Below are 18,892 nucleotides of genomic sequence, written 5' to 3' on the forward strand. Positions count from 1 at the left end.
ATTTTTTGATGTCTACACATTTTTTTAGTTCTTTTGTACGACAAAATAAAAAAGGGCCTGTCCAGGCCCTTTTCTTTAAAACATTGGATTTTCTTCAATAAAGGTATATATATTCTCAACAAGCTCAGCAGGCGTTTCACCCATGACGACTTCTCCGTTTACCAGAGCGAAAAGCGATTCCATGCATGTCCCGCAGTAGCTTAAGCAGCCATATTCAAGGACATCAAGGTTGGGATCCTTCTCCAAAATCGCCCGGGCTTCCTGAGAGCCGTGAGCCAGATTGCTGACACAAAATTCAATCATTGGATTCATGCGGTTTCACCTCACATATGTCCATTATCGCGAATTTTTCACTATTCGTCAAAGACAACGGATGATTCAAAATTTATTATCGTAACATATTATTTCTCAAATAACGTTTTACTAATTTGTGTTTTCAGGCTAAATTGTAGGTTATTTTGAAACTATTATTGTGATTTTAGATCAAATTCGATATAATTCTAGATGTTATTTTACATAGTTCGTATTTTCTTCAATGTGTCTATCATACTCTTCGGATTAAAGGGGAATTCAAATGAAAAAATTGGTCTTGATCGGCGGAGGTTACGGGAACATGCGTGTTCTTCATCGCTTATTGCCAAACCAGCTGCCTGATGATGTTTCAATCACGTTAATTGACAGAAATCCTTATCACTGCTTGAAAACAGAATATTATGCCCTTGCCGCAGGCACAATTTCTGACCATCATATCAGAGTGTCATTCCCAGAGCACCCTCGCCTGGATGTCCAATACGGTGATATCACATCAATTGATATTGTACAAAAACAAGTGCTGTTCCAAGATCGTGAACCGATTTCTTACGATGACGCCGTAATCGGGCTCGGCTGTGAGGATAAATATCACAACGTGCCGGGAGCGCCTGAATTCACCTACAGTATTCAAACCATCGATCAGTCCCGCGAAACCTACCAAAAGCTGAATAATCTGAGCGCTAATGCCACCGTCGCCATTGTCGGAGCGGGCTTAAGCGGCGTTGAGCTTGCAAGTGAATTGAGAGAAAGCCGTGATGACCTGAACATTATTTTGTTCGACCGCGGTAATCTCATTTTATCAAGCTTTCCCGAGCGTTTAAGCAAATATGTGCAAAAATGGTTCGAAGAGCACGGTGTCCGCATTATTAACAGGGCAAATATCACAAAAGTAGAAGAAGGCGTTGTGTATAACCACGATGATCCGATTTCTGCAGACGCCATCGTGTGGACAGCCGGCATCCAGCCAAACAAAGTCGTCAGAGACTTGGATGTGGAGAAGGACGCACAAGGGCGTATTGTATTAACGCCTCATCATAATCTTCCAGGTGATGAACATCTGTACGTTGTCGGCGATTGCGCCAGCCTTCCTCATGCACCGAGCGCCCAGCTGGCAGAGGCTCAAGCAGAGCAGATTGTCCAAATCTTGCAAAAACGCTGGAATGGAGAAGCCCTGCCTGAATCAATGCCGCAGTTTAAGCTGAAAGGCGTCCTCGGTTCACTCGGAAAAAAAGCCGGCTTCGGGCTTGTTGCTGACCGTCCGCTGATCGGCCGTGTTCCGCGTATGCTGAAATCCGGCTTGCTGTGGATGTATAAACACCATAACGGTTAATGATTGAGAAGAACCGCTGATCAAGTCAGCGGTTTTCTGTATATCCATGCTTCTCCATTTCCTCATAAACGTCTTTTAATTTTGGATTGCCTTCACCGACAATTTTGTCTTCTACGAGCACAAGCGGATAAAAATACTCGTCATTTCTGATTTTTTCCGCAAGCTCTTTCACATGTTCATTGTCAGGCGGCTCATAAATATCGATGTACTGCAGTTCAAAAGGCTGATTTGGATATTTTCTTTTCAGCGCAGCCTCAAGCCACTCGTATGTATCCTTGGCTGTTGGCATATTGACACAGCTCGCACAAACGGTTTCTGCCCCGTACACGCTTAACATGACTGGTTTCATCACTTGTAAACGCCCCCTTCTCCTATGTAAGTCCTTTCTTTTAAGTATACAGAGCCAAAGGACGTTTTTATAGAAAAAAACCGTTTTTGTGTTGAAGTCTGAATGTGCTATAATAGGGAGAGCAACTTTGCAAACCAAACAATAGATTTTTATTGTTACACTGAATATAATGGTTTTATGACGACGAAAGGAGCGAATGTCATGACTGAAGTTGAAATGAAAGAACAGGTGCAGGAAGTACTGGACAAACTTCGTCCGTTTTTACTTCGTGACGGCGGTGACTGTGAGCTTGTAGACGTAGATGAAGGTATCGTTAAGCTTCGTCTTCTAGGCGCATGCGGCAGCTGCCCAAGTTCAACAATTACGCTGAAAGCCGGAATTGAGCGCGCTCTTCTTGAAGAAGTGCCGGGTGTCGTTGAAGTAGAACAAGTCTTTTAATAAAGCAGCCAGGCTGATATTTGATCAGCCTGGCTTTTTTATTAGAGATGTTGATCAAACCATGAGCTGATATAATTCAGGCGCTTGATCCGCTGTCTTGGGTGTCCGGTGCGTGATAAATTGTGCGATGCATTCGGAAAACGGACAAGCTTGGTTTCCTTGCCCATTTTTTTCAGAGCGATAAACAGCTGCTCCGCCTGCTCGATCGGGCATCGGTCATCCCGCTCGCCATGCAGTATCAAAAGCGGTGTCTCCACGTTTGCTGCGTATTTTAAAGGAGACCGGTCCCAGAGCTTTTCTGTGTCCTCAAACATGTCATGCTCAAGCTGCCAGTCTGTAAAGAAATAGCCGATATCACTGACGCCGTGAAAGCTGATCCAGTTTGAAATCGAGCGCTGGGTGACGGCAGCTTTAAAGCGGTTCGTCTGCCCGACGATCCAGTTGGTCATAAAACCTCCGTAGCTTCCGCCCGTGACACCGAGCCGCTTAGGATCAATATGCGGATCTCGCTTGATAGCCTCATCCACAGCTTGCATCACATCGTCATAATCCTTTCCCCCATAATCCCCTCTGACCGCATTCACAAATTCCTGCCCGTAGCCGTGGCTTCCTCTCGGATTGATATAAACGACCGCGTATCCTTTCGCCGCCAGCACCTGAAACTCATGAAAATATGTATGTCCGTACATCATATGCGGACCGCCGTGTATGTTGAGAATAAGTGGATATGTTGTCTCACCTTCCATTTGTGCAGGCTTCATCAGCCAGCCGTTCACCGTCACGCCGTCTTCTGTAGCATATTGAATCTCTTCAGGTATTGATATCATATGCTCACTGACAAACTTGTCATTCGCGCCAGTCAGCTGTTTCTCTTCCTGTCCAAGCGGGATACTGTAAAGCTCACTCGGTCTGTCCGGCTTTGTCACACTGGCAATAAAGTGCTGTTCATCAGGTGAAAGAGAAAAGCTATTGATGTACTCTTTTTCCAGACGAATCGGATACACAAGGCCTTCAATCGAAATATAATAGATGCCCGTACTGCCTTGATCTGTGCCGATGACATAAAACCCTTGGCTGTCCTTTGTCCAAATCGGGCGCTGTTCAGCACCACCGATCAATGAATCTCCAATCAGCGCATCCGCTAAATGAACGTCCAGCATCTCAGTAAGACATGTGAGGCGGCCTTGTTCGATATCATAGAGCCACGCCTTTGAGAGCGTAGCATTCTTATATTCCTTTTCATTTCCAAGCAAAGCAAGATACCTTCCGTCTGGTGAAAATGAGCTTGATCCGAATGAGCCGCGATGAGGTGTAACCTGCTTAAGATCTCCAGACTCCAGTGACATTATGTAAACATCATGCGGCTTGCTGGCATCATCTGTTTCAGTTAAATTAGCTGAGAAAACAAGCCATTTGCCGTCAGGAGAAAAAGCAGGATCACCATGATCAGCTTTGTGACTTGTCAGCTCTTTCATCTCACCCGACTTTACGCTGACAAGCACAAGCTGGGCATACGCACCTCTCGTCAGCCCTTTGCCGTCCCGTTTGTAGGAGAGGCCTTGTACTTCAACAGGTTCATAGCTGTCCTGCTCTGTTTTTTCTCGGTCATCAATGTTTTCTCCCTCTCCCAAACTGACAGTGACCAGAATCGATTCGCCATCCGGGGACCATATTGGCTTTGACACGCCATATGGGATATCAGTCAGTTTTCTTGCTTCTCCGCCTTCAGTGCTCATGATATAAAGCTGTGCCGCATCGCCTTCTCGATCAGAAATAAAGGCAAGCGTGCGCCCGTCCGGAGACCATCTTGGGTCGGTGCTTCGCTTTTCTCCATGTGTCCAAGGAACAGATCCGCCCGTTTTCGTTTCATAGATCCATATATTTGATGTATACGAATCTTTCTCTTGATTTACTTGTGATTTTACATATGCGGCACGGGTACCGTCTGGGGCGTATTGAGGATCGGTCACAGAGACAATCGCTGTGATGTCGTCTGCGGTTATCAGCTTTTTCATATTCATCTCCTCCTTTTTACATGTATTTCGTTTTTCTAAATAAAAACTCCTTTATCTCCAGCAAAAAAAGCGCCCTCCGCTGACGCTGAGGAACGCTTGGCATGATCTATACACTTTTTACTTGATATAAAGGATTTCGCTCTATTATACTTCCCTCTTTCGGAACGGTCAAAGCGTCTACTTCACAATGAGGGAAATGAAGCGCGAGCTGTTCTTTTAGCTCTTCTCCCTTTCCTTTTTCGGTCATGACGAGAATCGTTGGGCCTGCTCCGCTGAGAGCCGTTCCATATGCGCCCTTCATCTCGGCGACGTGCTCTACTTTTGACAGCTCAGGCACAAGCATCGCCCGGTACGGCTGATGGAACATATCCTTCTTCATGATTTTCCCGACAAGCGGCCAATCCTTGGACATGATCGCAGCAATGAGGATATTGCTGACAGCACTTGCTTTTACGGCATCGGCATATGGAAACTCCTTCGGAAGCACGTCTCTCGCGTCTCTTGTCAGCACTTCATAAAAAGGAATGACAACGACTACGTCAATGTCAGCATTCGGGACGCGGATCATTTGGGTCGCGTCATCCTCATGCAGGCCGATCACAAGTCCGCCGACGAGAGAAGCGCCAGCATTGTCCGGGTGTCCTTCTTCTAGACTCGCTAAATGCAGCTTGTCCGCTTCAGACAGCTTTAAGCCGCATAATTCATCAGCCAGTTCAATGGCCGCTACAATCGCTGCGGCGCTGCTGCCAAGGCCGCGTGCAAGCGGGATGTCGCTCCACACCTTCACATGGACAGGAGGCATTTCTTTTCCGTACAAATCTGCGGTCCGTTTAGCCACTTGGTAGATCAGGTTATCTGTACCCGCCGGAATTCCGGCGACTGTTTCTGTTTCAGCCTCAAAAGACCATTTGTCGCTTTCAAAGACGGTCAGCTTCAAATATCTGCTGAGCGCCATTCCGACTGAATCAAAGCCGGGGCCTAGGTTAGCTGTGCTTCCGGGAACAGTGACAGAGAACAGCATGTCGGCTTCGTTCATACACGGGCCGCTCCTTTTACATATTCAAGGATGCTGTCTTCATCAGTCGGCAATGTGACAGGCTTGATTTCTGAAATGTCGACCGCTGTGTTCGGATCTTTCAGTCCGTTTCCTGTTAACACAGCTACGACCTTGCTGCCTTTCGGAATTTCTCCGGATTTCACCTGTTTCAGCACTCCTGCGATAGACGCGCAAGAACCAGGTTCTGCAAACACGCCTTCTACACGGGCGATCAGCTGATATGCGTGAAGGATTTCATCATCAGTGACTTCGTCAATTTTCCCATTGGATTCCTCGGCTGCCTTTACAGCTTTGTCCCAGCTTGCCGGGTTTCCGATACGAATGGCTGTCGCTATTGTTTCCGGATTTTCAATCACTTCATTGCGCACGATTGCCGCCGCACCCTCAGCTTCAAAGCCGCGCATTTTCGGAAGGCCTGTGCCGTTTTTCTCATGATATTCCTTGAAGCCCTTCCAGTACGCAGTGATGTTTCCAGCATTTCCGACCGGGATCGCTAAAACATCAGGCGCTTCCCCCAGCTGTTCGCACACTTCGAAGGCAGCAGTTTTTTGGCCTTCAATGCGGTAAGGGTTGACTGAGTTGACAAGGGCAATCGGTGATTTCTCACAGATGGAACGGACAATTTTAAGCGCATCGTCAAAGTTTCCGTCAATTGCGATAATCTCGGCTCCGTACATGACAGCTTGAGCGAGTTTTCCAAATGCAATTTTTCCGTTCGGGATGATGACAATGCATTTCATGTTAGCACGGGCTGCATATGCTGCCGCAGCAGCGGAAGTGTTACCTGTTGACGCGCACATAATCGTGTCATTGCCTTCTTCTTTTGCCTTTGCCACAGCCATAACCATTCCGCGATCTTTAAATGATCCCGTAGGATTGACGCCTTCCGTTTTGACATGAAGCTCAATTCCGAGCTGCTCAGACAGCTTCGGCAGGTGAATAAGAGGTGTGTTTCCTTCATGTAAAGTTAGCGCCGGTGTTTGATCTGTTACAGGTAAAAATTCTTTATATTGATGGATAAGTCCTTTCCACATTAGCTCCAACCGTTCCCTTCTACACGATATGTGCTTTTGACTTCTTGAACGACTTCCAAATCATTTAGGTTTTGCAGGATATCACTGAAATCAGCTTCTGATGTATGATGTGTGACAATTACGATTTCAGCTAACTCATCATGGCCTTTAATTGGCAGCTGAAGGATTTTTTCAAAGCTCACGCCCCGCTCTGAGAACACAGATGTAATTTTCGAGAATGAACCAACCTCATCTTTTACATGAATTCTTAAAAACTGCTGTGCATAAATGTCAGACGGCGATTTCATGTTTTTCTCATATTGCGGTCCGACAAAGCTGTTGCCGGTTACACCGAGGCGCATATTTTTCATGACAGCGACGAGGTCAGAAACAACGGATGTCGCTGTCGGCATGCTTCCGGCTCCCGGCCCGTAGAACATCGTCTCACCGACAGCCTCGCCGTATACATAAACAGCGTTAAACTCATTATGAACAGCAGAAAGCGGATGGTGGTCAGGAAGCAGTGTCGGCTGTACGCTGACCTCGATTTTGCTGCCGTCACGCTGAGCAATCCCGATCAGCTTCATTGTATAGCCGAGGCGTTTGCTGAAGCTGATGTCCTCGTCTGTAATTTGGGAGATCCCCTTTACTTTGACGTCTTCCAGATCCACGTTCATCGAGAAGCCGAGGCGCGCCAATATCGCCATTTTCCGTGCGGCGTCAAGCCCTTCCACGTCAGAAGTCGGATCAGCTTCGGCAAAACCGAGATCCTGCGCTTCCTTGAGCACTTCCTCGTATGGGCTTTTCTCTTTGATCATTTTGGTTAAGATAAAGTTTGTTGTGCCGTTCACAATTCCCATCATTTTTGTAATTCGATCTGATGAGAGGCCTTCCTCTAACGTGCGCAGAATCGGAATCCCGCCGGCAACACTGGCTTCAAAGTAGATATCGCATCCATTTTCCTTCGCTTCGGCAAGCAGCTCGGAGCCGTACACAGCCATTAAGTCCTTGTTTGCTGTGACAACATGCTTTTTCGATCTCAGCGCGTCGACCAAATATTGTTTTGTCTGTTCAACGCCGCCGATCACCTCGATGACGACATCAACATCTGGATCATCAATGACATCATACACTTCTGTCGTGAGCACTTCCTTCGGCAAATCTACTTCTCTCTTTTTCTCTATATCTTTTACAAGCACTTTTTTTATCGTTACCGGACAGCCGACCTGATGCATAAGCTTATCCTGATGGTCTTGAATAATTTTAACGACACCGCTTCCGACGGTACCTAAACCTAAAAGCCCTACACGAATCGCTTTCAAAAAAACTCCACCTTTCTTTTGATTGTCCTCTTGAAAAAGACAATTGTTAACTCAACACAGACATATAAGTTACAAACATTATATAAGCCCGCTCCTGTTTTGACAAGACAGCACTAGGCTGAATTTTGCGAATGTAAACGCTTAACGCATTGATATGACAAGATTCTTTATTTTCTAATTATTTTTGTCAGATTTTCTCCTCACCCTGAGCTGCCTTTGCCGAGCCAGCTGACGCGTGGAACAAACAGCTTCTGCGCCCGCATATTCATGAATTCCTGCGCTGTATTGAGAAATTGTTCATAACGCCCACAGTCATTAAGAATGAAGTCAAGCTGTTCTTCAAAATAATGCTTTTCTGATTCTGATGACATGTAATAGCTTTCTACGATTTCAAAATAATGAAGCGGGAAAAGCAGACGGCTGTATAAAAGGCGTTTCGAAAACGAAGACAGCGGTGTGACTTGCTCGTATTCCTGTAAAAAGAGAAAGCCCTGCTGATTAAAATCTTGTCTGTGATGCAAAAACGTATGCCTCATATATTCAGCCAAATCACGGGAAGCGTGGTCAAACACCCAATCGGCCGGAATCCTGATCAATGATTCCGGTGACCATGTATGCCTTTCCATCCGCTGATGGCATATCGTTCCTGAATCAGCGGCTTGGGGCTTGTCATCCAGCTCAGTGTCCACTAAATATTGTATCGCGTTTTCTGACAGTCCTAAATAATAGGGAAATGATTCGATCATTTTTTTATCGAATGGCTCATGCGGAGGGGTCTGAACCTTTCTCTGCCAAAATGCTTCCAGCTGATCAATTCGTTTTCCCCACAGATCCTTCCACTGGCCGATTCTTCCGGCTGCCTTCACCTCATACGGATATCCTCGGCCTTTTCGGTGAAATTCCGCAAGCTCCGCTCCAATGGAGAACGCCCTATTTGAATAAGGGGGGGCCGCCTTCAGCAGAGCGTACGTTTTTCCCTCATGTTCAAATGTCAGCTCACCTTCTTTTGTAAAGATAAAAACCGAAACGTATGGGTCACTTTGTTCTTGTAAATACTGACTCATGTAATAAAGCTCCGCCAGCTCTGTTTCTGAGAATTGGGAAACGGGGACAATCAGAAAGTATGAATTAGGCGTCTGAAAGCATTGATATGTGTGCTGGTACATGGAAAGCTGCCTGATGTGAATGCCGTATTTTTCTTTTATTGTACCTTTCACCATGATCACCTGCCTGTTGAATTAGGGCTCATCACATCGTAGTCATACACAGCCGGAATTATGAATACATATTTTAATCCGAAGAAGGCGCAAGAAAAAGTCGTAAACTTCTCAAGCATTTTGTATAAACTAGTAAAAAAGATTGGGTGAAGCTGATGTCAGAAAACGAACAATTCAGTCAGATGGAAGCTAAAGCAAGAGCACGGATGAAGGAGCGCGGCGTTGAGGTATCAGACATTGCCGAGCTTGTCTTTTTTCTGCAGAAAAAATATCATCCGGATTTAACCATTGATGAATGCACGCTGAACGTCAATCGTGTTCTCGCAAAACGCGAGGTGCAAAACGCGATTTTAACGGGCATTGAATTGGATGTTCTTGCTGAGCAGAAAAAACTGTCTGAACCGCTGCAAACGATGCTGGAAATAGATGAAAGCCTATATGGAGTAGATGAAGTTCTGGCATTTTCCATTGTGAACATTTACGGATCGATCGGGTTTACGAACTACGGTTACATCGACAAAGAAAAACCCGGAATCCTTAAACGATTGAATGATAAATCAACCGGTGAATGCCATACCTTTTTAGATGACATCGTCGGAGCGATTTCCGCCGCGGCTTCAAGCAGACTTGCTCACCGCGCGCGGCATACAGAATAAGGGCACCCTTTTAGGGCGCCCTTTTTTCAAATGTATGGAATCCATTCAGTCAGAGAGTCAATGGCGTGAGTCGGTTTTTCCATATCGTCTGTCATATGTTCTCTTTTCGTTACGCCTGTGTGAACGAGCAGCGTATCCATACCCGCGTTAATGCCGGCCATAATATCAGTGGCGTAGTTGTCGCCGACCATGAGTGTTTCAGACACATCTGTGCCGAGAACGCGCATCGCCTGCTCCATAATAATTGATTCCGGCTTGCCGATAAATACAGGCTGTACACCTGTAGATACGGTTAACACCGATGTCAGTGAGCCGTTTCCCGGCAGAAGGCCTCTTTCAGTCGGAATCGCAATATCTCCGTTAGTGGAAATAAAGCGGGCGCCATTTCTGATTGCCAGGCAGCCGACAGCAAATTTTTCGTATGTAATGGAACGGTCGATGCCAACAACGACAAAGTCCGCGTTTTCTCCGCCAAATGTCAGGCCGTTTTCTTCAATCGCCTGGCGGATTCCTTCCTCCCCAATCACATACACAGACGCGTCTTTTTTCTGCTGTGCAATGTGCTGGGCAGTTGCCATGCTGGTCGTGAAGACCTGCTCTTCTGTTGCCGGAATATCAAAAGACACGAGCTTGTCCGCTACCTGCTTCGGTGTGCGCGAAGAGTTGTTTGTCACGAAAAGATAAGGAACGCCGCGATCTTTCAGCGTTCTGACAAATTCACACGCCTCCTCGATTTTTTCCGTGCCATTGTACATCGTTCCGTCTAAATCAATTAAATACCCTTTATATGTTTTCATATCCAACACTCCTGTGGCTTTCCAGTTGTTATTTAAACGCAGAAACAGGTCCTAGCTCTGTTTCCAAATAGCTTCTGATCCGTTTCGGGAAGTCCTGAAGAGCTGTTTGATGCGCCTTGATCAGCCTGTAAAGCTCGCCGCTGTCAGCGAGCAGATACTGTTGAACCAACGTTTTGCGGTAGGCGATCAATTTTTTGAGCTCATCACCCTCTTTTTCCGTGACAACTTTCTCATCAACAAGTATATCCATAATGTCGTCATAGCTGCCCGGGTCCCGCATAATAAAGCCGTCAATCATGTCATTGCCTGTATCCAAAATGCATTCGATTAACAGATGGCCTATACGCTGAAGTGCCAATTCCCCGATTTCAGACTGCCAGTCTGTTTGTGAGTCAAATAGCGCCAGCTGGTGCTCGAAGAACCCTAGTGTTTTCTCGATTTTGCTTCTGTCAACAAAATACATGACAGCATCCCCTTTGTGTATATTTATTTTCTGATCCGTTTCAAGACAAAATACGCACAGCCGAAATTGCAGTATTCGTAAATATATTCATCTAATGTGCTGATTTTCGTTTCGAAGGTTGCCTTTTGATTCTGGTCGTCAAAGAAGCCCTTGAGCCTTAGCTGACCGTATCCCCAGTCTCCCACAATATAATCGTATTTATTTAATATATCGGAGTAGCGGGCTTTAAAAGCCTCTTCGTTGAAGCCGTCTTTGAAATTGTGCACCAATTCAAATTCGGCATTTTGAATAAGAATCATGATCTCACCTCTTTTTCACTCATTCCTATCATAATTCATTGCCCCGTCCCCATCAATTGCTAAAGAATAAATCATGCGATTTGGCTACCCTACACATGAGGAGGGATTTATAAATGAAACGAACCGCTGTCAGCCTCTGCCTGCTGACCGGACTATTATCCGGGTGCGGAGGCGCAGGATTGGATAATGCCCAAAATGTCCGGAATCAGACGCAGAATCAAACCAAACCCATTCATGTGTCGGACCGCAACGAGGCTTTTAACAGGCATAATGAGAACGAACAATTTGGCTATGTCCGCTATCAAAAAGAACAATTTGACGGAGAACAGCAGAAAACGCCGGTGATGAACCGGGAAGAAACCGCTCACATGATATCAAGTTTAACGGTTCAGCTCCCCCATATTCAAGATGCTGCGACATTGGTGACTGACCGAGAAGCGCTTGTCGTATACAAAACCGATTCTAAAAACCGGGAGCTGACCGCCGATCAGGTGAAAAAAACAGCGGCTTCCGTGATACCGCGATACTATCACGTGTATATTTCCGATAATCCAAACCATATGCAGTCCGTCGAAAATTACAGCAATCTCGGCTCTGGTTCAAGGGATATCAGAGAGATCATGTCGGGGACGATTCAAGAAATGAAAACCTACCCGCAAGGAAGCCCTGTCTCAGAGAATGAAAATGCCAATGGAGAAACGCGTCAGGACATGAAAATCGATAGGAATGACAAAAACGCCAGATGATCTGGCGTTTTGGCATTATGCTTGGGCTTGACGCTTTTTAGATGCTTCGTTTACTTGTTCATCCGCATGGTAAGAGGAACGGACAAGCGGACCGGCTTCACAATGGCTGAAGCCTTTTTGCATCGCGATTTCTTTTAATTCTGCAAATTCATCAGGATGGTAGTATTTTTGGACTTTCAAGTGTTTCTTCGTCGGCTGCAGATATTGGCCGATTGCCATAATATCCACGTTGTTCGCCAAGAGGTCGTCCATTACTTCAATAATCTCTTCTTTTGTTTCGCCGAGTCCGATCATGATACTTGATTTTGTCGGAATGTCAGGCTGCATTTCCTTCGCACGGCGCAAAAATTCCAATGAACGGTCGTACGTCGCACGCGCGCGGACTCTTGGCGTCAGGCGGCGAACCGTTTCGATATTGTGATTCAGGATGTCTGGGCGTGTATCCATCAAGGTTTTTAGGTTATCGTAGTTTCCGCCCATATCAGACGGCAGCACCTCAATTGTTGTGAACGGGCTTTTTCTGCGGATCGCACGGACAGTTTCCGCGAAAATGCCTGCCCCGCCATCTTTCTGATCGTCACGCGCAACAGCCGTAATGACCGCGTGTTTCAAATTCATAAGCGCGACTGAATCCGCTACGCGTTCCGGCTCTTGCAGATCAAGCTCAGTTGGAAGGCCTGTTTTGACAGCACAGAAACGGCATGCTCTTGTACAAACAGAACCTAAAATCATAAATGTCGCTGTACGTCTGACCGCCCAGCATTCATGAATATTCGGACACTTTGCTTCTTCGCATACGGTATGCAGGTTGTTTTCCCGCATGAGTTTTTTGAGCCCTGTATAGTTTTCATTTGTATTTAATTTAATTTTAAGCCATTCGGGCTTTCTGAGGTGTTCGTCTTTCTTTGCCAATTCCCATCATCTCCAATATCCAATATACTCAATTTCTGACACGAAACATTCTGAAAACGAGAAAGGTGCAGGTTTTAGTTCTGCAACAAAAATAATGTTTTTCTAACTAAAGAAAGTCTTTTCTTTAGACACTTTAACATAGGAAAAATTTCTCGACAAGGGAAGATGATTACTGACATTTTTAAGCCGGGTTGCCGCAAACTATGTGTATTCAATATGAAAGGAGATTATTTTGTGAAAGTTTTGTTATCCGCTCTTCTTCTCCTTTTGTTTGCATTTGAGCCTTCTGCGTCTGGAAAAAAACTTTCAGATCCAGTGCTGTCGAAACGGATGGAATTATATCATAAAATCGAAGCTGTGACGCAGATCCCTTGGTATGCGCTCGCCGCTGTTGATCAATACGAAGAAAACGTGCGGAGCAACCGGAAAGATCTGCCTGAAAAGGCGGGAATCATCAGCATCTATATACCCGATGATATCTGGAGCGGGCCTGAAAACCCGAATCCGAAAGACGATGCGCCGTTAAGCATTAAAGTGTTTGACGGAATCGGAATGGATGGCGATGGAGACGGGAAAGCCGAGGTCAGCAACGATGAAGATATCTTGTATACGTTCAGCCAATACTTACTGTCGTATGGCACAGATGAAGACAACATCCGGATCGGGCTTTGGAATTATTACCGGCGTGATCAGACAGTGGGGATTATATCTGAATTCATGAAGCTGTTTAAAGCCTACGGCCATATTGATCTGGGCGAGCATGCATTCCCGCTTCCGATCAGAACCGATTACAGCTACCGAAGCACGTGGGGAGATGCCCGCGGCTTTGGTGGAAGGCGGATTCATGAAGGTACGGATATCTTTGCCCATTACGGCCTTCCTGTCAAATCCACATGTTACGGCGTAGTTGAAATGAAGGGCTGGAACCGCTTCGGAGGATGGAGAATCGGCATCAGGGACATTAACAATACGTATCATTATTTTGCCCATCTCAATGGGTTTGCCAAAGGGATTAAAACAGGACAAATCGTTGAGCCTGGCCAAGTGATCGGATCAGTCGGCAGCTCCGGATACGGCCCGCCGGGAACCGCCGGGAAGTTCCCGCCGCATTTGCACTATGGCATGTACAAAGATAACGGAAGAACCGAATGGTCATTTGATCCATACCCGCATTTGAGGGCGTGGGAGCGATATGAATACCAAAAAAAGAAGTAACAAAAAGCCGCCTCTTCAACAGGCGGCTTATTTGCTGCTTTTTTCTTTTTTTGAATCGGCACCGTCTTCTTTGCTGCTCGGAAGCTGGACAGAAGGCGTGACACCCGAGCCGCCGCTTCCATTATAAAACTGCGGCACTTCGCCCTGCACTGCTTTAATCGATACAGGAACATTATTTGTGACGACAGCGGTTTTGCTGGCAAATGGAATGATGACCTTCACTTTAATTTCGACAAAGATGCTGATATCAATAAGTGCGTTATTTATGCCATACGGCTTGATTTTGGTTTTGACATCTGTAAAAGCGTCACCGATTAAATTGAACCGGACCGGGATTTTCGGCCCGAGGTTTCCAAGAAGGCTGTTGCCGGTTACCTGTCCCAGCGGAATGTTGATCATAATGTTTTCACTGGCGCCGCTGTGTCCGGTATGGGTTTCCATCTCTTTCAAATGAGCCTGAAGCTGCTTTGTCACTTTTGTTTTCACACTGTTTACAACCTGTGTATTAAAATCGATTGTCGTTAAGTTTCCGTTTTCATCAGAATTCATTTGAAACATATCTTTCATATTTTCACTGTCAGACATATAGTCCTCAATCGAATCCTGGATCACCTCTGTCGCTATACGCTTCGTTTCCATCTCGCCGATGTCCATTAAAACAGGTTTGATCGAGCCATTGATCATCCAAAGGCTGACCGTTGTTGACAGGATAAAAAAGACAACGGACAGGAGCATCACGTAACGGAAAGGCAAAGGTCCTCTCTTGCGAAAAGGGCCGCGATATCTTGGCAAGAAAATCCCCCCTTACATATCACAATGTATGCTTGTAAGAGGGGACATAGTAATAGCCGGGGCCAATTTATTTTATTTCACCATTTTTAAAAGCGCTTCTCTGCCGCTCATGCCGACTTTGATGCCAAGATCTTCCGCAGCGTACGTGACGGATTCTAAAGGTGCGTCTAACAGCTGGTCAATGGTGCGGACACCAACTGCGCGTCCCGCCACAATGCCGCGCTCCTTTAATTTTTCATTCAGCAGCGCCACATCAAGCGCGCCGCACATAATGTATCCGTGATCATTGGTGACGGCCATAAAATTAGTTTTGGGAAGCTTTACTGTCACAGCTGTAAAAGGCTGTCCTTCTATCATGATCGGTGTCAGGTTTACCACGTCAACCACTCCCTTCATTCATCACTTTATGATGAAGGGCACAGCTTGTTGTGGGCTGACTGCCTTATTGCGCAAGCTTCCAAGCCAGCAGATCCCGCAAAAATTCCGGCATAAAATATTCTTTTTCTGCAGCGTCGCGAATCAACGGAAACAGTTTGCCGAGCGTAAACATATCAAGCACCGCAACGGAGTATTGTTTATGTTTTTCAATATCTTCCCCGTTCAGTGTGATCCGAGTGACGTGGGTGATCCCGTCATCGAGCCGTTTCGTTTCTACCTCAACGCCGGCATACACCATTTTCCCCATCACTTCTCCGCGGAAGCCGAGTCCTTTGATCCGGAGCTGCTCCATTTGTTCGGAAGCGGCATGGACAATGGTTTCCTTCAGTTCTTCTCCCGTCAGGCGGACAGCCACCGGGTTGATCGGATGCGGACAGATGCGGTGCAGATCCAGCTTTGTCACAGGACCTGCTTTTAGCGGACCGAGAATGACACCTGAATTGACCATACTGATGTCCGTCTCGCACCATTCCTTTAAGGCGTATGCCAAAAGCAAAGGCAGCTCTGATTCTTCAAACCACTTCACCTCAGCATCTTGTGCAAGCTCTGCAACGGCATCGGACAGTTTCTCCTCGGCTTCACGTTCTTTTTCATTGAGAAACGCTTTTGTTTCTGCGGATTCTCCTGTCCATTCCGCCATGTTCTGCACAGAAGCCGTTTTGCTGATGATGCTTTGCTGTACGCTGTCCACCGTGATTTCTACACAGCCGACATAATGCCCGTATTTCTCGGCGCTGGCCAGCAGTACCCCATTCACCACTTGTCCATCTTCAAGCAAATGATGGGTATGTGATTCGAGGATTACATCAATCTCAGGCACCGCTTCAGCCACTGCCTGATCATCAAGAATGCCTAAATGTGACAGCAGAACGATAATATCAGCCTGCCCTTTCACTTCCCGAATGGTTTCCTTTATGCTTTCAAGAGCATCCGTTACTGTCCATCCCAGCTTGTCATATACAGGATAATACGGCACAGTTACACCTAAGAAAGCAATGGACATACCGTTTTTCAATGATTTGATATGGTAAGGCACCGCCCAGGACGGACGGTTTCCATTTTTATCAAACAGGTTAGAGACGATGACAGGAAATTCAGCATGATCATATAAGGCAGCAAGCTCTTCATGCGGAAGCGTAATCCCTTCGTTATTGCCGATCGCCGCTCCATCAATGTGAAGGCGGTTTAAGAGATCGACATTCGCTTTTCCGAATGTCGCCTCTGTCACGAATTGAAAACGATCAAGATGATCGCCAATATCAAAAACGAGCGTCTCTTCGCCGTCTGACTGATGCTCTTTTCTTTTCTGCTCGATATAATCTACAATTTTCGGCCAATTTTCAAAATGGCTGTGCAAATCATTTGTATGATATAAGCGGAGCTTCTCCTTCATAATATCTCTCCCTAATCGTTCAGCTGAAAATGCCTTCATAAATGAGCTGGCAGCCGATCAAAATCAATACGATCCGCATGATCATAACGATCGTTTTCGTCTGCATTTTTCTGTTGATGGCGGCGCCAAGCTTTCCGCCGAACCAAGCGCCGGGCACAAGCGCGAGGGCATACAGCCAATTGACGTGCCCGGAAATCATATGTGAAACAGACCCTGTCATAGAAGACAGGAAAATAATAAACATGGACGTTGCCACCGCAACCTTCGGCGGAAACAGAAATAACAGCATCATCGCCGGAACCATCAGTGATCCGCCGCCTATACCGAAAAGTCCGCCTAAAAAACCGACAACAAAGGCAATGGCAATACCCACAGAGGCCTGATATGAGTACGTATAAGGCTCACCGGCATCATCCTGAAATGTCCGGATAATTCCTTTGTGCGCTTTGTTGATTGGCCGGGCTTTCGCTTTCAGCATTAAGGATAATGAAATCAGAATCATAAAAATGCCAAACCAAACGGAAAACGAGTTTGAATTGAACAGCTTTGACACGTAAGCCCCGATCATGCTGCCGGGACCTGAACCGATAAAGAAAATGAGCCCGCTCTTATAATCAACTGTTTTATATTTAATATAAGCCAAAGTTGAAGAAAGGCCCGTAAAAATAATGACCAAAAGCGAAGTTCCAATCGCAACCTGCGGCGTCACATCCTGAAACAGCTGCGTCACTGTGCTTAAAAACATCAGAGACGGCACAATGACAATTCCGCCGCCAAGCCCGATCAGACTTCCTACCGTACCTGCGATTAATCCCAGTACGACCAAAATCACAAACGACATCAATAAAAACCTCTTTTCTAAAATAAATCGAGCTGTCTCGGAGCAAGTCCGCTGTACTCGATATCAAGCAGTTCAAGCATCTGCTTGCCATTATCCGCAGCGTCACCGCCGGAATTATTGTTGAACAGGACAAAAACATCCTTACATTGCTGCTGCAATTCATTCAGGTGCTTTTTCCAATCCTCCAGCTCCTGTTGGTTGTAGCGGTATAAGTACCTGACCTCCCGCCAGTTTTTCCCGCCATCAGGCTTCATCCAGCCCTGCTTGTTGCGCCCGTGAAACCTGACGAGCGTTTTGTTTTCATCGGTCGCGCGCAACACGGTCGGAACGCTGCCTTCTCCGATTTGCGGTTCATCACAGACACTGTGAATCCAGCCTTCCGCTTTCATAAATGAAAGCGTCTGCTCATAAAATGGCGGCGAGAACCAGGAACGGTTTCTGAATTCAAGCGCGCAAGGAATATCTCCCATTTGGTGCTTGCACCATCTCAAATAGGCGACATTCTCCTTCTTGCAGTCAAACCACGGCGGAAATTGAAACAGCACCATGGCGAGCTTATTGCTATGTAAATATGGCGTTAAAGACACCTTAAACGCATCAAACATCTCCTCTTTTGAGTCAAAGGGAATTTCGCCGCGCTGATGCCCTGTCATGCCCTGATATGCTTTCACGATAAATTGGAAGGTTTCGGGCGTTTCCTTCACCCACTTTTCATTATTGCGCGCCGGCTGAATCGCGTAAAAGCTCGCGTCTAATTCCACGATCGGAAAATGGGAGGAATAGGCCTGCAATTTTTTCTGGCTGGCCGTTTTCGGCGGATAGATGCTGTCATGATCCCCCCACCCCGTCAGTCCGATATAAATCACACTCATTCACCTCTCTTCCAGTTTATCACACGTGTTTTCAGGTTTCCTCGGAAATGCTGTTCATATGGCGGGAAAATGCAGAACGAAGATGCTGATATTGTTCCTCATTCGTATCTAAAAACGCCTCTTCTCTTGAGGAAGGAATATGCTGATATTCAATAGGCGCCTGAAACTGCTCACTCGTAAAATCGTACATCACACCATTGATGCTGTTGTAAAAATGCCAGCTCTCACCGACTTTTGTTTTGAAAATCGTGCCGCCGAAATGGTCTTGAATCACCAATGCCGTCACGCCGCATTGGCCGCATGACGGGCATTCTTCCGTCCATTTAGAGCTCGAATGGCGCGACCAGGATTGCTTAAGTATGTATTTGACATGCTCCATTGCCTCCGCCTCCTTTAAAAAAAGATACCACGTTGA

General features: G+C 46.2%; 22 protein-coding genes. 5 read left to right on the forward strand and 17 right to left on the reverse strand.

The genetic code is table 11. The features are described from left to right. Nucleotides 1-75 precede the first annotated feature (75 nt). On the reverse strand, nt 76-312 hold the full coding sequence (locus tag NSU05_RS16235; protein ID WP_003222913.1) for a YuzB family protein: 237 nt from the start codon (nt 310-312) through the stop codon (nt 76-78). A 262-nt stretch (nt 313-574) separates the two neighbouring features. On the opposite strand from NSU05_RS16235, the gene NSU05_RS16240 reads away from it, so the two are divergent. Then, entirely contained in the window at nt 575-1,642 is a 1,068-nt protein-coding gene (locus NSU05_RS16240) for an NAD(P)/FAD-dependent oxidoreductase (protein WP_003228707.1), read from the forward strand. Nucleotides 1,643-1,667: 25 nt separating this feature from the next. On the opposite strand, the gene NSU05_RS16245 is transcribed toward NSU05_RS16240, so the two are convergent. Beyond that, nucleotides 1,668-1,994: a YuzD family protein gene (locus NSU05_RS16245; protein ID WP_038429558.1), complete on the reverse strand. Its 327-nt coding sequence runs from the start codon at nt 1,992-1,994 to the stop codon at nt 1,668-1,670. A gap of 99 nt (nt 1,995-2,093) precedes the next feature. Here NSU05_RS16245 and NSU05_RS16250 point away from each other — a divergent pair, with 99 nt between their 5' ends. Continuing rightward, on the forward strand, nt 2,094-2,429 hold the full coding sequence (locus tag NSU05_RS16250) for a NifU family protein (RefSeq protein WP_010886606.1): 336 nt from the start codon (nt 2,094-2,096) through the stop codon (nt 2,427-2,429). 41 nt (nt 2,430-2,470) lie between these two features. Here NSU05_RS16250 and NSU05_RS16255 read toward each other — a convergent pair whose 3' ends face one another. The 5 genes from NSU05_RS16255 to cotNH all read right to left on the reverse strand — a co-directional run bounded on the left by NSU05_RS16255 (nt 2,471) and on the right by cotNH (nt 9,056). Further along, nucleotides 2,471-4,444, reverse strand: coding sequence for a S9 family peptidase (locus NSU05_RS16255; RefSeq protein ID WP_038429559.1), 1,974 nt, complete (start codon nt 4,442-4,444; stop codon nt 2,471-2,473). Between the two features lie 106 nt (nt 4,445-4,550). Continuing rightward, a complete protein-coding gene (thrB, locus tag NSU05_RS16260; protein WP_017696732.1) occupies nt 4,551-5,480 on the reverse strand; it encodes a homoserine kinase in 930 nt (309 codons plus the stop codon). Further along, nucleotides 5,477-6,535, reverse strand: a complete 1,059-nt coding sequence (thrC, locus tag NSU05_RS16265) for a threonine synthase (protein WP_003228697.1) — start codon at nt 6,533-6,535, stop codon at nt 5,477-5,479. Before thrC ends, thrB begins: the two co-directional genes overlap by 4 nt. Next, nucleotides 6,535-7,836: a homoserine dehydrogenase gene (locus tag NSU05_RS16270; protein ID WP_014477878.1), complete on the reverse strand. Its 1,302-nt coding sequence runs from the start codon at nt 7,834-7,836 to the stop codon at nt 6,535-6,537. Before NSU05_RS16270 ends, thrC begins: the two co-directional genes overlap by 1 nt. Nucleotides 7,837-8,036: 200 nt before the next feature. Continuing rightward, nucleotides 8,037-9,056 (reverse strand): spore coat-associated protein CotNH, encoded by a 1,020-nt coding sequence (gene cotNH, locus NSU05_RS16275; RefSeq protein WP_029318468.1) that lies wholly within the window; start codon nt 9,054-9,056, stop codon nt 8,037-8,039. A gap of 152 nt (nt 9,057-9,208) precedes the next feature. On the opposite strand from cotNH, the gene NSU05_RS16280 reads away from it, so the two are divergent. Continuing rightward, nucleotides 9,209-9,709: a phosphatidylglycerophosphatase A gene (locus tag NSU05_RS16280; protein WP_003243814.1), complete on the forward strand. Its 501-nt coding sequence runs from the start codon at nt 9,209-9,211 to the stop codon at nt 9,707-9,709. A gap of 26 nt (nt 9,710-9,735) precedes the next feature. Here the strand turns inward: NSU05_RS16280 and nucF are convergent, their stop codons facing one another. The 3 genes from nucF to NSU05_RS16295 are packed head-to-tail and all read right to left on the reverse strand — an operon-like array spanning nt 9,736 to nt 11,268. Next, the gene (gene nucF / locus NSU05_RS16285) at nt 9,736-10,506 is read right to left on the reverse strand and encodes a 5' nucleotidase NucF (RefSeq protein WP_003243196.1); all 771 of its coding nucleotides are present in this window, start codon (nt 10,504-10,506) and stop codon (nt 9,736-9,738) included. 28 nt (nt 10,507-10,534) lie between these two features. Next, nucleotides 10,535-10,969 carry a DUF86 domain-containing protein gene (locus NSU05_RS16290; RefSeq protein ID WP_003228684.1) on the reverse strand — a complete coding sequence of 145 codons (435 nt, stop codon included), beginning with the start codon at nt 10,967-10,969 and terminating at the stop codon, nt 10,535-10,537. Between the two features lie 23 nt (nt 10,970-10,992). After that, on the reverse strand, nt 10,993-11,268 hold the full coding sequence (locus tag NSU05_RS16295) for a YutD family protein (protein WP_003228682.1): 276 nt from the start codon (nt 11,266-11,268) through the stop codon (nt 10,993-10,995). A 113-nt stretch (nt 11,269-11,381) separates the two neighbouring features. Between NSU05_RS16295 and NSU05_RS16300 the strand changes: the two genes are divergently transcribed. Then, entirely contained in the window at nt 11,382-12,014 is a 633-nt protein-coding gene (locus NSU05_RS16300) for a YhcN/YlaJ family sporulation lipoprotein (protein ID WP_038429562.1), read from the forward strand. Nucleotides 12,015-12,029: 15 nt separating this feature from the next. Here NSU05_RS16300 and lipA read toward each other — a convergent pair whose 3' ends face one another. Then, nucleotides 12,030-12,926 (reverse strand): lipoyl synthase, encoded by an 897-nt coding sequence (gene lipA, locus NSU05_RS16305; protein ID WP_003222888.1) that lies wholly within the window; start codon nt 12,924-12,926, stop codon nt 12,030-12,032. A gap of 234 nt (nt 12,927-13,160) precedes the next feature. Between lipA and lytH the strand changes: the two genes are divergently transcribed. After that, entirely contained in the window at nt 13,161-14,141 is a 981-nt protein-coding gene (lytH, locus tag NSU05_RS16310; RefSeq protein ID WP_003243462.1) for an L-Ala--D-Glu endopeptidase, read from the forward strand. Between the two features lie 27 nt (nt 14,142-14,168). Here the strand turns inward: lytH and yunB are convergent, their stop codons facing one another. The 6 genes from yunB to NSU05_RS16340 all read right to left on the reverse strand — a co-directional run bounded on the left by yunB (nt 14,169) and on the right by NSU05_RS16340 (nt 18,856). Beyond that, complete coding sequence (gene yunB, locus NSU05_RS16315; protein WP_024573524.1) at nt 14,169-14,933, reverse strand: sporulation protein YunB; 765 nt, start codon at nt 14,931-14,933, stop codon at nt 14,169-14,171. Between the two features lie 72 nt (nt 14,934-15,005). After that, nucleotides 15,006-15,311, reverse strand: a complete 306-nt coding sequence (locus tag NSU05_RS16320) for a YunC family protein (protein ID WP_038429565.1) — start codon at nt 15,309-15,311, stop codon at nt 15,006-15,008. 64 nt (nt 15,312-15,375) lie between these two features. Further along, a complete protein-coding gene (locus NSU05_RS16325; protein WP_038429566.1) occupies nt 15,376-16,764 on the reverse strand; it encodes a bifunctional UDP-sugar hydrolase/5'-nucleotidase in 1,389 nt (462 codons plus the stop codon). 19 nt (nt 16,765-16,783) lie between these two features. Next, nucleotides 16,784-17,605, reverse strand: coding sequence for a sulfite exporter TauE/SafE family protein (locus tag NSU05_RS16330; protein ID WP_003228670.1), 822 nt, complete (start codon nt 17,603-17,605; stop codon nt 16,784-16,786). 17 nt (nt 17,606-17,622) lie between these two features. Further along, entirely contained in the window at nt 17,623-18,471 is an 849-nt protein-coding gene (locus tag NSU05_RS16335) for a DUF72 domain-containing protein (RefSeq protein WP_003243895.1), read from the reverse strand. A gap of 37 nt (nt 18,472-18,508) precedes the next feature. Next, nucleotides 18,509-18,856: a hypothetical protein gene (locus NSU05_RS16340; RefSeq protein WP_015714653.1), complete on the reverse strand. Its 348-nt coding sequence runs from the start codon at nt 18,854-18,856 to the stop codon at nt 18,509-18,511. Nucleotides 18,857-18,892 lie beyond the last annotated feature (36 nt).

It is taken from the genome of Bacillus sp. EU52 (assembly GCF_037964975.1).
Classification (GTDB): Bacteria; Bacillota; Bacilli; order Bacillales; family Bacillaceae; genus Bacillus; species Bacillus subtilis.

Excerpts from the sequence above, each read along its gene's own strand:
- NSU05_RS16235 (WP_003222913.1), bottom strand. The coding sequence starts at position 312 with ATGAATCCAATGATTGAATTTTGTGTCAGCAATCTGGCTCACGGCTCT.
- NSU05_RS16240 (WP_003228707.1), top strand. The coding sequence starts at position 575 with ATGAAAAAATTGGTCTTGATCGGCGGAGGTTACGGGAACATGCGTGTT.
- NSU05_RS16250 (WP_010886606.1), top strand. The coding sequence starts at position 2,094 with ATGTGCTATAATAGGGAGAGCAACTTTGCAAACCAAACAATAGATTTT.
- NSU05_RS16255 (WP_038429559.1), bottom strand. The coding sequence starts at position 4,444 with ATGAAAAAGCTGATAACCGCAGACGACATCACAGCGATTGTCTCTGTG.
- thrB (WP_017696732.1), bottom strand. The coding sequence starts at position 5,480 with ATGAACGAAGCCGACATGCTGTTCTCTGTCACTGTTCCCGGAAGCACA.
- thrC (WP_003228697.1), bottom strand. The coding sequence starts at position 6,535 with ATGTGGAAAGGACTTATCCATCAATATAAAGAATTTTTACCTGTAACA.
- cotNH (WP_029318468.1), bottom strand. The coding sequence starts at position 9,056 with ATGGTGAAAGGTACAATAAAAGAAAAATACGGCATTCACATCAGGCAG.
- NSU05_RS16280 (WP_003243814.1), top strand. The coding sequence starts at position 9,209 with ATGTCAGAAAACGAACAATTCAGTCAGATGGAAGCTAAAGCAAGAGCA.
- nucF (WP_003243196.1), bottom strand. The coding sequence starts at position 10,506 with ATGAAAACATATAAAGGGTATTTAATTGATTTAGACGGAACGATGTAC.
- NSU05_RS16290 (WP_003228684.1), bottom strand. The coding sequence starts at position 10,969 with ATGTATTTTGTTGACAGAAGCAAAATCGAGAAAACACTAGGGTTCTTC.
- NSU05_RS16295 (WP_003228682.1), bottom strand. The coding sequence starts at position 11,268 with ATGATTCTTATTCAAAATGCCGAATTTGAATTGGTGCACAATTTCAAA.
- NSU05_RS16300 (WP_038429562.1), top strand. The coding sequence starts at position 11,382 with ATGAAACGAACCGCTGTCAGCCTCTGCCTGCTGACCGGACTATTATCC.
- NSU05_RS16325 (WP_038429566.1), bottom strand. The coding sequence starts at position 16,764 with ATGAAGGAGAAGCTCCGCTTATATCATACAAATGATTTGCACAGCCAT.
- NSU05_RS16330 (WP_003228670.1), bottom strand. The coding sequence starts at position 17,605 with ATGTCGTTTGTGATTTTGGTCGTACTGGGATTAATCGCAGGTACGGTA.
- NSU05_RS16340 (WP_015714653.1), bottom strand. The coding sequence starts at position 18,856 with ATGGAGCATGTCAAATACATACTTAAGCAATCCTGGTCGCGCCATTCG.